General features: G+C 60.6%; 10 protein-coding genes. 7 read left to right on the plus strand and 3 right to left on the minus strand.

The window, feature by feature from the left end; translation table 11 throughout:
* Positions 1 to 81 precede the first annotated feature (81 nt).
* Entirely contained in the window at positions 82 to 819 is a 738-nt protein-coding gene (gene rpsB, locus EQV97_RS07465) for a 30S ribosomal protein S2 (RefSeq protein WP_003219330.1), read from the minus strand.
* Between the two features lie 374 nt (positions 820 to 1,193).
* Between rpsB and map the strand changes: the two genes are divergently transcribed.
* The 3 genes from map to dapC all read left to right on the plus strand — a co-directional run bounded on the left by map (position 1,194) and on the right by dapC (position 6,039).
* A complete protein-coding gene (gene map / locus EQV97_RS07470) occupies positions 1,194 to 1,976 on the plus strand; it encodes a type I methionyl aminopeptidase (RefSeq protein ID WP_122837693.1) in 783 nt (260 codons plus the stop codon).
* 44 nt (positions 1,977 to 2,020) lie between these two features.
* Positions 2,021 to 4,723, plus strand: coding sequence for a [protein-PII] uridylyltransferase (locus tag EQV97_RS07475; RefSeq protein WP_122837692.1), 2,703 nt, complete (start codon positions 2,021 to 2,023; stop codon positions 4,721 to 4,723).
* A 116-nt stretch (positions 4,724 to 4,839) separates the two neighbouring features.
* Positions 4,840 to 6,039: a succinyldiaminopimelate transaminase gene (gene dapC / locus EQV97_RS07480; RefSeq protein WP_240888760.1), complete on the plus strand. Its 1,200-nt coding sequence runs from the start codon at positions 4,840 to 4,842 to the stop codon at positions 6,037 to 6,039.
* A gap of 112 nt (positions 6,040 to 6,151) precedes the next feature.
* On the opposite strand, the gene EQV97_RS07485 is transcribed toward dapC, so the two are convergent.
* Entirely contained in the window at positions 6,152 to 7,783 is a 1,632-nt protein-coding gene (locus tag EQV97_RS07485; RefSeq protein WP_240888761.1) for a Na+/H+ antiporter, read from the minus strand.
* Positions 7,784 to 8,059: 276 nt separating this feature from the next.
* Between EQV97_RS07485 and EQV97_RS07490 the strand changes: the two genes are divergently transcribed.
* From EQV97_RS07490 to EQV97_RS07505, 4 genes are all read left to right on the plus strand, one after another.
* A complete protein-coding gene (locus tag EQV97_RS07490) occupies positions 8,060 to 8,422 on the plus strand; it encodes an ArsC family reductase (protein WP_225570171.1) in 363 nt (120 codons plus the stop codon).
* Positions 8,423 to 8,455: 33 nt separating this feature from the next.
* The gene (gene dapD / locus EQV97_RS07495; RefSeq protein ID WP_122837688.1) at positions 8,456 to 9,490 is read left to right on the plus strand and encodes a 2,3,4,5-tetrahydropyridine-2,6-dicarboxylate N-succinyltransferase; all 1,035 of its coding nucleotides are present in this window, start codon (positions 8,456 to 8,458) and stop codon (positions 9,488 to 9,490) included.
* 277 nt (positions 9,491 to 9,767) lie between these two features.
* Positions 9,768 to 10,973 (plus strand): cysteine desulfurase, encoded by a 1,206-nt coding sequence (locus EQV97_RS07500; RefSeq protein WP_240888762.1) that lies wholly within the window; start codon positions 9,768 to 9,770, stop codon positions 10,971 to 10,973.
* On the plus strand, positions 10,970 to 11,374 hold the full coding sequence (locus EQV97_RS07505; RefSeq protein WP_240888763.1) for a SufE family protein: 405 nt from the start codon (positions 10,970 to 10,972) through the stop codon (positions 11,372 to 11,374). Before EQV97_RS07500 ends, EQV97_RS07505 begins: the two co-directional genes overlap by 4 nt.
* Before the next feature lie 92 nt (positions 11,375 to 11,466).
* Here EQV97_RS07505 and tcdA read toward each other — a convergent pair whose 3' ends face one another.
* Positions 11,467 to 12,279: a tRNA cyclic N6-threonylcarbamoyladenosine(37) synthase TcdA gene (gene tcdA, locus EQV97_RS07510; protein WP_240888764.1), complete on the minus strand. Its 813-nt coding sequence runs from the start codon at positions 12,277 to 12,279 to the stop codon at positions 11,467 to 11,469.
* Positions 12,280 to 12,469: the final 190 nt, after the last annotated feature.

The raw sequence follows: 12,469 nt of genomic DNA on the forward strand, positions 1-12,469 counted from the left end.
GCTGCACACAAATGGTTTTCGAGGTGGCAAAAAGGGGGCCAAGCCCCCTTTTTGCTTACTGAGTCAACGCCAAGGCGTCAATTACTCAGCTGCAGCTACCGGAGCTTCTTCAACGAACTGCTCGGTGCCACCAGCAACGTGGTTGCGGCCACGGATTACAGCGTCAGCCATCGAACCCATGTACAGCTGGATAGCGCGGATTGCGTCATCGTTGCCTGGGATGATGTAGTCAACGCCTTCCGGGCTGCTGTTGGTATCGACTACGCCGATAACCGGGATACCCAGCTTGTTGGCTTCGGTGATCGCGATGCGCTCGTGATCAACGTCGATAACGAACAGAGCGTCTGGCAGACCGCCCATGTCCTTGATACCACCCAGGGAACGATCGAGCTTCTCAAGATCGCGAGTGCGCATCAGCGCTTCTTTCTTGGTCAGCTTGGCGAAAGTACCGTCTTCGGCTTGCACTTCAAGGTCACGCAGACGCTTGATGGAAGCACGGATGGTTTTGAAGTTAGTCAGCATGCCGCCCAACCAGCGGTGATCGACGTACGGCGAACCGCAACGTGCTGCTTCTTCAGCAACGATCTTGCCAGCGGAACGCTTGGTGCCGACGAACAGAATCTTGTTTTTGCCCTGGGCCAGGCGCTCTACGAAAGTCAGAGCTTCGTTGAACATTGGCAGGGTTTTTTCAAGGTTGATAATGTGAATCTTGTTACGCGCGCCGAAAATGTACTTACCCATTTTCGGGTTCCAGTAACGGGTCTGGTGACCGAAGTGCACACCGGCCTTCAGCATATCGCGCATGTTGACTTGGGACATGATAGTTCCTTAATAAGTCGGGTTTGGCCTCCACGTATCCCAATGACCAACCAGCAGCATCAGCTGAAGGCACCCAGGTCATCGTGTCGACACGTGTGTGGATTTAAGCCTTTCGGGGTATCCCCGGAAAGCGGCGCATTTTATACCATAAGACTCGCAAAAACGGAACCCGGATTCTCAATTCCTGACGCACGCCTTTATCCGCGCCCTTGGAATCCCCCTGGAGTGCGCCCATCTAGATGAAGAAGCGATGCACAGAGCCTCAGGTTTGCCCTGATCGTCTGGTAGAATCGCGTTTTTCAGGGCGGCGAAGATCGTTTGCGCACCGCCCATTTTGACTTAGTGAAGCGCCATCGAGCGCAGAGAGAGCCTGTATGACCGTCAACCTCAAGACACCAGAGGACATCGCAAAAATGCGTGTCGCCGGCAAACTGGCCGCCGATGTGCTGGAAATGATTGCAGAACATGTCAAACCGGGCGTCACCACCGAAGAACTGGACCGCATTTGCCATGACTACATTGTCAATGTGCAACAGGCCATTCCTGCGCCGCTGAATTACAAAGGCTACCCGAAGTCGATCTGCACCTCGATCAACCACGTGGTCTGCCATGGCATTCCCAACGAGAAGCCATTGAAGAATGGCGACACGTTGAACATCGACGTGACCGTGATCAAGGACGGCTACCACGGCGACACCAGCCGCATGTTCCACGTCGGCACCGTACCGGTCTGGGCCGAGCGTTTGTCCCAGGTCACCCAGGAATGCATGTACAAGGCTATTGAAATCGTCAAGCCGGGCTGCCGCCTGGGCGACATCGGCGAAGTGATCCAGAAGCACGCTGAAAAGAACGGCTTCTCGGTGGTTCGCGAGTTTTGCGGCCACGGCATTGGCAAAGTGTTTCACGAAGAGCCGCAGATCCTGCACTACGGCCGTGCCGGCACCGGCATGGAACTCAAGGCGGGCATGACCTTTACCATTGAGCCGATGATCAACCAGGGCAAGGCCGACACCAAGGTGCTGGGCGACGGCTGGACTGCCATTACCAAGGACCGCAAGCTCTCCGCCCAATGGGAACATACCCTGGTCGTGACCGAGACTGGCTACGAGATTTTCACCCTGCGCAGCGATGACACCATCCCTCGCGTTTCGGCCTGATTCAACGCGCGCAACTTCCCGCCCATAGAAAGGAAAGCCAATCGATGCCGCAGGTGGATCCAGAACTCTTCGACCGCGGCCAGTTCCAGGCTGAACTGGCCCTGAAGGCAAGCCCCATTGCCGCCTTCAAGAAGGCCATCCGCCAGGCCCGCGAGGTGCTCGACGGGCGTTTTCGCAGCGGCCGCGACATTCGGCGCCTGATCGAGGATCGCGCCTGGTTCGTCGATAACATCCTGCAAAAGGCCTGGGAACAATTCGACTGGAGCGAAGACGCCGACATCGCACTGGTGGCGGTCGGCGGCTACGGTCGCGGCGAGTTGCACCCATATTCCGACATCGACCTGCTGATCCTGCTGGACAACGCCGATCACGAAGTTTTCCGCGATTCCATCGAGCGCTTTCTGACGCTCCTGTGGGACATTGGCCTGGAAGTTGGCCAAAGCGTTCGCTCGGTGGACGAATGCGCCATTGAAGCCCGCGCCGATCTGACGGTTGTCACCAACCTGATGGAAAGCCGCACCATCAGTGGCCCCGAGCGTCTTCGCCAGCGCATGCTCGACGTCACCAGCACCGCGCACATGTGGCCCAGCAAGGACTTCTTCCTGGCCAAGCGAGCTGAACAGAAGGCCCGCCACCACAAGTACAACGACACCGAATACAACCTGGAACCCAACGTCAAAGGCTCGCCCGGCGGCCTGCGGGACATCCAGACGATTCTGTGGGTGGCCCGGCGCGAGTACGGCACCTTGAACCTGCGGGCGCTGGCTGGCGAAGGCTTCCTGGTTGAAAGCGAAAATGCCTTGCTGGCCTCGTCCCAGGAGTTCCTGTGGAAGGTGCGCTACGCCCTCCACATGCTCGCCGGCCGCTCCGAAGACCGCCTGCTGTTCGATCATCAGCGCTCGATTGCCGGGCTGCTGGGTTTCGAAGGCGATGACGCCAAGCAAGCCATCGAAAACTTCATGCAGCAGTACTACCGGGTGGTCATGAGCATCGCCCAGCTCAGCGACCTGATCATCCAGCATTTCGAGGAAGTCATCCTCGCCCCGGAAGACGAAGCGCCGCCACAGCCGATCAACTCGCGGTTCCAGCTGCACGACGGCTACATCGAGGCGCGCAACGACAACGTGTTCCGCCGTACCCCGTTCGCCATGCTGGAAATTTTTGTTTTGATGGCCCAGCAGCCGGAAATCAAGGGCGTGCGCGCCGATACCATTCGCCTGCTGCGCGAACACCGTCACCTGATTGACGATGAGTTTCGCAACGACATTCGCAACACCAGCCTGTTCATCGAGCTGTTCAAGTGCAAGATCGGTATCCATCGCAACCTGCGCCGAATGAACCGCTACGGCATCCTCGGGCGCTACCTGCCTGAGTTCGGCTTTATCGTCGGGCAAATGCAGCACGACCTGTTCCACATCTATACGGTCGACGCCCACACCCTGAATCTGATCAAGCACCTGCGTAAGCTGCAGTACACCCAGGTGTCGGAAAAATTCCCGCTGGCCAGCAAGCTCATGGCCAAGCTGCCCAAACCCGAATTGATCTACCTGGCCGGCCTGTATCACGATATTGGCAAAGGCCGGCACGGCGACCACTCGGAAATCGGCGCAGTCGACGCCGAGGCATTCTGCCAGCGTCACCAGTTGCCGGTGTGGGACAGCCGCCTGATCGTCTGGCTGGTGCAGAATCACCTGGTGATGTCGACCACCGCCCAGCGCAAGGACCTGTCGGACCCGCAAGTGATCCATGACTTCGCGCAGATCATCGGTGACGAAACCCATCTCGACTATCTATACGTGCTGACCGTGGCGGACATCAACGCCACCAACCCGACGCTTTGGAACTCCTGGCGCGCCAGCCTGCTGCGCCAGCTGTACACCGAGACCAAGCGGGCCCTGCGCCGCGGCCTGGAGAACCCGGTGGACCGCGAGGAGCAGATTCGCCAGACCCAAAGTGCTGCCCTGGACATCCTGGTGCGCGGCGGGACCGATCCGGACGACGTCGAGCAGCTATGGGCGCAACTGGGGGATGACTACTTCCTGCGCCACACCGCTGGCGACGTGGCCTGGCACAGCGACGCAATCCTCCAGCAGCCGGCTGACGGCGGGCCCCTGGTGCTGATCAAGGAAACCACACAGCGCGAGTTCGAGGGCGGTACCCAGATCTTCATCTATGCCCCCGACCAGCACGACTTTTTTGCCGTGACCGTGGCGGCAATGGACCAGCTCAACCTGAACATCCACGACGCAAGGGTCATCACTTCGAGCAGCCAGTTCACCCTCGACACCTACATCGTGCTCGATACCGATGGCGACTCGATTGGCGACAACCCGACCCGGGTCAAGCAGATCCGCGAAGGCCTGACCGAGGCGCTGCGCAACCCGGACGACTACCCGACCATCATTCAGCGCCGGGTACCGCGCCAGCTCAAGCATTTCGCGTTCGCGCCCCAGGTGACGATCCACAACGACGCCCAGCGCCCGGTGACCGTGCTGGAACTCAGCGCCCCGGACCGCCCGGGCCTGCTGGCACGGATCGGGACAATCTTCCTCGAGTTCGACCTGTCATTGCAGAACGCGAAAATCGCCACCCTGGGCGAGCGCGTGGAAGACGTGTTCTTCATCACCGATGCGAACAATCAGCCTTTGTCCGACCCGTTGCTGTGCAGCCGCTTGCAGGATGCGATCGTCGAGCAACTGACCGTCAACCAGGAATCCGAAATCAAACTGTCGCGACTCACTATCTGAATTATCCCCCCTGTGGGAGCGAGCCTGCTCGCGATGGCGTCCGTCCATTCAACATCGCCAATGACTGACACAACGCCATCGCGAGCAGGCTCACTCCTACATTGAATGAGGCCCCCATGAACAACGCCCTGACCCAGTTGCAGCCCTACCCGTTCGAGAAGCTCCGCGCCCTGCTCGGCAGCGTCACGCCAAACCCGGACAAGCGCGCTATCGCCCTGTCCATCGGCGAGCCCAAACACCGCTCGCCCGCTTTTGTTGCTGAAGCACTGGCAAGCAATCTGGATCAGATGGCCGTGTACCCGACCACCCTCGGCATTGCCGCATTGCGCGAAGCCATCGCTGCCTGGTGCGAACGACGCTTCAGCGTTCCGAACGGCTGGCTCGACCCGGCGCGCAACGTGCTGCCGGTCAACGGCACTCGAGAAGCGCTGTTCGCTTTCACCCAGACAGTGGTCAATCGTGCCGATGACGCGCTGGTGGTCAGCCCGAACCCGTTCTACCAGATCTACGAAGGTGCGGCGTTCCTGGCGGGCGCCAAGCCGCACTACCTGCCGTGCCTGGATGCCAACGGCTTCAATCCGGACTTCGACGCAGTTTCGCCGGATATCTGGAAACGCTGCCAGATCCTGTTCCTGTGCTCGCCTGGCAACCCCACTGGCGCACTGATTCCAGTCGAAACCTTGAAAAAGCTGATCGCCCTGGCCGACGAGTACGACTTCGTGATCGCCGCCGACGAGTGCTACAGCGAGCTGTACTTCGACGAACAGACCCCACCCGCCGGTTTGCTCAGCGCCTGCGTGGAACTGGGTCGCCAGGACTTCAAGCGCTGCGTGGTGTTTCACAGCCTGTCCAAGCGTTCCAACCTGCCGGGCCTGCGCTCGGGCTTCGTGGCCGGTGACGCCGACATCCTCAAGGGCTTTTTGCTGTATCGCACCTACCACGGCTGTGCGATGCCTGTGCAGACTCAGTTGGCCAGCGTAGCCGCATGGAATGACGAAGTGCACGTGCGCGCCAACCGCGACCTGTACCGCGAGAAATACGACGCCGTGCTGGCAATCCTCAGCCCGGTGCTGGACGTGCAGCGTCCGGACGGCGGTTTCTACCTGTGGCCGAACGTTGAAGGTGATGACGAGTCGTTTTGCCGCGACCTGTACGCGGAAGAACATGTGACGGTGGTGCCGGGCTCCTACCTGTCCCGCGAAGTGGACGGGTTCAACCCTGGTGCTGGCCGCGTGCGCCTGGCACTGGTTGCGCCGCTGGCCGAGTGCGTCGAGGCCGCTGAACGTATCCGCGCGTTCATCCAAAGCCGCCGCTAAGCGCCGCCCCCCCCCGGTGGAGCTGCCGAAAGCTGCGATCTTTTGGCGTCTTCAAGGACGCTGATAGTCACAGGATCGCAGCCTTCGGCAGCTCCTACCGGGCGGGTCACCATTACTTCACCTGCCCCAAATTGGCCTCGCTCAAATCCAGCTCCGCCAACACCTCACGCAGTACGTCATCGCCAATCTGGTGCTGACGGCTGAGGCTGTACAGTTCCAGTCGCTGCGCCCGCAATGCTTTCAAGCGCATCCGCCGCTCCAGCAAGTCCATCTGGAACGCCAATGCCTGGGCTTCCGCCGAATCGTTGAACACCTCCAGCTGATGCCGGTATTCGGACATGATCCGCGCCTTGAGCTCGGCGGCGAGTGCTGCCTGCGCCGCGTCATGCGGCTTGGCTTCTTCGGCTTCGAGCGCATGAATCGCCGCCTCGGCCGTCTTGCGCCAGGCCTCACGCACTTCCTTGCGCCGCTTGTCGTCGGGGCTTTTTTCTATGCCACGCAGGAGCAACGGCAGCGCAATACACGCCGCAATCAGTGACAGCAGGATCACCCCGGCCGCGATGAATATCAGCAAGTCACGTTCCGGGAATGCCACGCCCCCCATCAGCATCGGCACCGACAACACACCCGCCAGCGTCACCGCCCCGCGTACGCCGCCAACGGTCAGTAACCAGCACGAGCGCGCAGTCGGAACCTGCGTCATTTCACCCTTGCCGCGCCAGCGGCGCAGCAGGCCCGACAAGCGCCAGATACTTTGCACCCACACGAAGCGCAACACCAACAGCACCAGAAAGATTGCCAGCACATCCAGGCAGCGGTAGAGCAAGGTCGGCCACAACGAGGTTTCATGACTGGCAACTGCCTTGATGATGTCCGGCAACTGCAAGCCCAGCAGCAGGAAAATCAAACCGTTGAAAGCGAACTCCAGCAGCGACCAGACGCTGCGATTGAGCAGCCGGGTACTGGTCTGGCGCGGCAGCAGGTCGAGCCAGCTCTGCATCATCCCTGCCGCCACCGCCGACAAGATGCCCGATGCTCCAAGGCGCTCGGCCAGTACGTAGGCGGCGAAGGGCAGCAACAGCATAAACACCACGTGGGTCGCGGGGTCATCCCAGCCGCGCGCGATCATCCAGGAGCGCAGTCGCCCGACCAGCCAGCTCAGCGCAACCCCGACCGCCAGCCCGCCGACCGCTACCAGGACGAATGTCAGGCTCGCATTGGCCAGGGAGAACACGCCGGTGACGGCGGCAGCCAAGGCAAATTTGAACGTCACCAGGCCTGAGGCGTCGTTCATCAGTGCCTCGCCCTGCAACATGTGCATCAATGGCGTCGGCAGCCTGTTCTGCGAAATCGCCGACACCGCCACGGCATCCGTCGGCGACAAGACTGCCGCCAGCGCGAACGCCACCGGCAAGGGAATGCTTGGCAATAGCCAATGAATGAAATAACCGGCGCCCACCACGGTGAACAACACCAGGCCCACTGCCAGCGTCAGGATCGGCCCCCGCAGGCGCCATAGCTCGCGCTTGGGCATCCGCCAGCCATCGGAAAACAACAAAGGCGGCAAAAACAAAAATAGAAACAATTCAGGGTCCAGTGCCACATGCAACCCCAGCGTCGGCCAGGCCAGCAGGGCTCCGGCGCAAATTTGCACCAGCGGCAATGGCAGCGGGATAACCCGCCCCACCAGACGAGAGACACTGACCAGCATGAGCAGGATCAGGACGGTGTAGGCGGTTTGCATAAAGCGTTTTCCCAGGCAATCGACAGCATTGAAGTGCCATATTAGCGGTTTAGACTGCGGGCTGGCCGTTACACCTATGTCGCATCGCGGGCATCAGCATGCCTGACATCCTGCGGGAGCGACCCCGCTCGCGATCGCGGCGTAACATTCGACATGAAGACTGACTGACCCAACGCCATCGCGAGCAGGCTCACCCCACAGGTTTACGCGCTAACCGTAAGGTCATGGCATAATCCTTCACCTTTTTTTTCCAGCACCTGTAAAGGGGGCAATTCCTTGACCGTTTCAAGTAAAACCTTGCACCTTTTCGGCATCAAAGCTTGCGACACCATGAAAAAGGCGCGCACCTGGCTTGATGAACACGCTGTCAGCTACGACTTCCACGATTACAAAACGGCCGGAATCGACCGTGAACACCTGACCCAGTGGTGTGACGAGCACGGCTGGCAAGTGGTGTTGAACCGCGCAGGCACGACCTTTCGCAAACTCGAAGACGAACGCAAAGCCGATCTCGACCAATCGAAAGCCATCGAATTGATGCTCGCGCAACCCTCGATGATCAAGCGCCCTGTGCTCGATCTCGGTGACCGAACCCTGATTGGCTTCAAGCCAGATATTTACGCGGCAGCGCTCAAGTAAGCCAGCCCGTTCAATTTTGTTAGAGGTATTTACATGTCCAATTCCCTGTTCAGCATCGCTTTCGGCGTCGGCACCCAGAATCGTCAAGGCGCATGGCTGGAAGTGTTTTACCCTCAGCCGCTGTTGAATCCGTCGGCCGAACTGGTGGCTGCCGTCGCGCCAATTCTCGCTTACAGCGAAGGCAACCAGGCCATCACCTTCACCACCGCGCAGGCTGCGCAACTGGCTGAAGCCGTGAAGGGCATCGACCCGGTACAAGGCAAGCTGCTGACTCGCCTGGCCGAAAGCCACAAACCGCTGGTCGCCACCCTGCTGGCCGAAGACGCGCAACTGACTTCTACCCCAGAGGCGTACCTCAAGCTGCACCTGTTGTCCCATCGTCTGGTTAAGCCCCATGGCCTGAATCTGGCCGGGATCTTCCCGCTGCTGCCGAACGTAGCCTGGACCAGCCAGGGCGCAATCGACCTGAGCGAACTGGCCGAGCTGCAACTCGAAGCCCGTCTACGCGGCGAGCTGCTGGAAGTGTTCTCGGTAGACAAGTTCCCGAAGATGACCGACTACGTCGTACCGGCTGGCGTGCGTATCGCCGATGCGGCCCGTCTGCGCCTGGGCGCTTATGTCGGTGAAGGCACCACTGTGATGCACGAAGGTTTTGTCAACTTCAACGCCGGCACCGAAGGCCCGGGCATGATCGAAGGTCGTGTCTCGGCAGGCGTATTCGTCGGCAAGGGCTCGGACCTGGGCGGCGGCTGCTCCACCATGGGCACCCTGTCGGGCGGCGGCAACATCGTGATCAAGGTAGGCGAAGGCTGCCTGATCGGCGCTAACGCCGGTATCGGCATTCCACTGGGCGATCGCAACACCGTCGAGTCTGGCTTGTACGTGACCGCTGGCACCAAGGTTGCGCTGCTGGACGAGAAAAACCAGCTGGTAAAAGTGGTCAAGGCCCGTGAACTGGCCGGTCAATCCGACCTGCTGTTCCGTCGCAACTCGGAAACCGGTGCCGTGGAATGCAAGACCCACAAATCGGCCATCGAACTGAACGAAGCGCTGCACGCTCACAACTAAGCTGCGCCATTAACCTGTAGAAGCGAGCTCGCTCGCGAACAACGCTAGGACAACGCGGCTATTCAGGTAGCCAGAGTTATCGTTGACGTCCATCGCGAGCAAGCTCGCTCCTACAGGTGCACAGTCAATTCTGCAGGAGCGAGCTCGCTTGTGAAAAACGCTTGGGCAACGCGGTTATTCAGGTAGCCCGAGTTATCGTTGACGTCCATCGCGAGCAAGCTCGCTCCTACAACGGGTTTGGCATTTTCCCGCCCATGTTTTGCAGGGCCCAATTTGCATGATGATCCCCTCCCCGTGGCGCGCCGACTTCCCGGCCATCGCCGCACTGCAACGGCAGGACCAGACCTATCTGGACAACGCCGCCACCACGCAAAAACCCCAAGCCCTGCTGGATGCGCTGGCGCACTACTACGCCAACGGCGCCGCCAACGTGCATCGGGCACAACACCTGCCCGGCGCCCACGCGACCCAGGCATTCGAGGACAGCCGCCGCAAAGCCGGACAATGGCTGAATGCCGGCGATAGCGGGCAGATCATCTTCACCCACGGCGCCACCTCCGCTTTGAATCTCCTGGCCTATGGCCTGGAGCACTCATTCCAGCCGGGCGACGAAATCGTTATCAGCGCCCTGGAGCATCACGCTAACCTGCTGCCATGGCAGCAACTGGCCCATCGCCACAAGCTGAAGCTGGTGATCCTGCCACTCGACAACGACGGCCTCATCGACCTGGACGCCGCCGCCCTGCTCATCGGCCCGAGCACTCGCCTGCTGGCCGTCAGCCAGCTGTCCAACGTGCTGGGCGCCTGGCAACCGTTACCCGCCCTGTTGGCCCTGGCACGGAGCCACGGCGCCATCACCGTAGTCGATGGCGCCCAGGGGATCGTTCACGGTCGCCACGATGTGCAGGCCCTGGGTTGCGACTTTTATGTGTTTTCCAGCCACAAGCTGTACGGTCCGGATGGCCTCGGTGTGCTGTTTGGCCGGCATGAAGCACTGTTACATCTGCGCCATTGGCAATACGGCGGCGAGATGGTGCTCGATGCCAATTATCACGACGCTCGTTTTCGTCCCGCGCCCCTGGGTTTCGAAGCCGGCACACCGCCGATCGCCAGCGTCATCGGGCTCGGCGCCACCCTGGATTATCTGGCAGGGCTGGATCAGGACGCCGTGTCGGCTCATGAAGCCGCCCTGCACGATTATTTGCTCAAGGGCCTGCAAGCCCGCAACGGCATTCGCCTGCTGGGCAAACCGCAACTGGCCCTGGCCAGCTTTGTGGTCGAGGGTGTGCATAACTCGGATCTGGCGCACCTGTTGACCGAACAGGGGATTGCCGTGCGCGCGGGTCATCACTGCGCCATGCCGTTGCTGAAGAGTCTTGAACTGGCCGGCGCGATCCGGGTGTCGTTGGCGCTGTACAACGACTCCGATGATCTGGAGCGCTTCTTTGAAGCCCTGGACCAGGCCCTGGAGTTGCTGCGATGACCCTGCCAGCGGACGCCGTCACGGCGCTGGCCACCTTCAAGGAAGCTGCAGGCTGGGAACAACGCGCGCGGCTGTTGATGCAGTGGGGCGACCGCCTGCCTTCACTCAGTGATGAGGACAAAGTCGACGCCAACCGCGTGCATGGCTGTGAAAGCCAGGTGTGGTTGGTGGGCTCGCTGCAGGACGGCCACTGGCAGTTTGCCGCGAGCAGTGATGCGCGGTTGATTCGCGGGTTGGTGGCGTTGCTGCTGGCGCGGGTCAATGGCCTGTCGGCCAGCGAATTGAAGCAGGTTGATTTGCCGGACTGGTTCAATCAACTGGGACTGAGCCGGCAGCTCTCCCCCTCGCGCAGCAATGGCCTCAATGCAGTCCTGCGGCGCATGCAAGAACTCGCCCCGTAGGAGCTGCCGAAGGCTGCGATCTTTTGATCTTCGGCGCCCACTTCGACACTAAAGATCAAAAGATCGCAGCCTTCGGCAGCTCCTACAAGTGTCTATGCCTCGGGTTTGATGCGATCCGCCGGGCGCCGCACGCCCGCCACAATCTTGTCCACAGCCTTGGTCGCCGCGACCATGCCGAACGTCGCCGTCACCATCATCACCGCGCCAAACCCGCCGGCGCAGTCCAGCTTCACCCCGTCGCCCACGAAACTCTTCTGCAGGCAAATGCTGCCATCGGGTTTCGGGTAACGCAGTTGTTCGGTGGAGAACACGCAAGGCACGCTGTAATGCCGGGTCACAGTGCGCGAGAAGTTGTAATCGCGGCGTAGCGTGGAACGCACTTTCGAAGCCAGCGGGTCGTTGAACGTACGGTTCAGGTCACAGACCTGAATCAGCGTCGGATCAATCTGCCCGCCCGCGCCACCGGTGGTGATGATCTGGATCTTGCGGCGCTTGCACCAGGCAATCAGTGCCGCCTTGGCGTTGACGCTGTCGATGCAATCGATCACGCAGTCGATGTTCGGCGTGATGTAGTCGGCCATGGTCTCGCGGGTGACGAAATCCGCTACCGCGTGCACGGTGCAACTCGGGTTGATCCCGCGCAAGCGCTCGGCCATCACCTCGACCTTGGGCTTGCCCACGGTGCTGTCCAGCGCATGCAACTGGCGGTTGGCGTTGCTGACGCAGACGTCATCCAGGTCGAACAGCGAAATCTCGCCTACGCCGCAACGGGCGATCGCTTCAGCCGCCCAGGAACCGACGCCACCGACGCCGACGATTGCCACATGCGCCGCGCGCAGGCGCTCAAGGCCTTCGATGCCATACAAGCGGGCGATGCCGGCAAACCGTGGATCTTCTGTACTCATGACCATTACCCCAAAAACCGGCGCGCATTATAGGGCCATCGGGCGACAAGTTTTAAGCTTCGGCGACAAGTGTAAGAACTTATGTGAAACCGGAGTGCCTAATGTCAGACATTTCCCTGTTAGCTGTACGGTCATAGAACCTCCAGTGTAGGATGCGCGCCCCTGCCCCAGGCAGTCAGTCGCCAACCGC

This window comes from Pseudomonas sp. TMW22090 (assembly GCF_022496665.1).
In the GTDB taxonomy this organism is placed as follows: Bacteria; Pseudomonadota; Gammaproteobacteria; order Pseudomonadales; family Pseudomonadaceae; genus Aquipseudomonas; species Aquipseudomonas gregormendelii.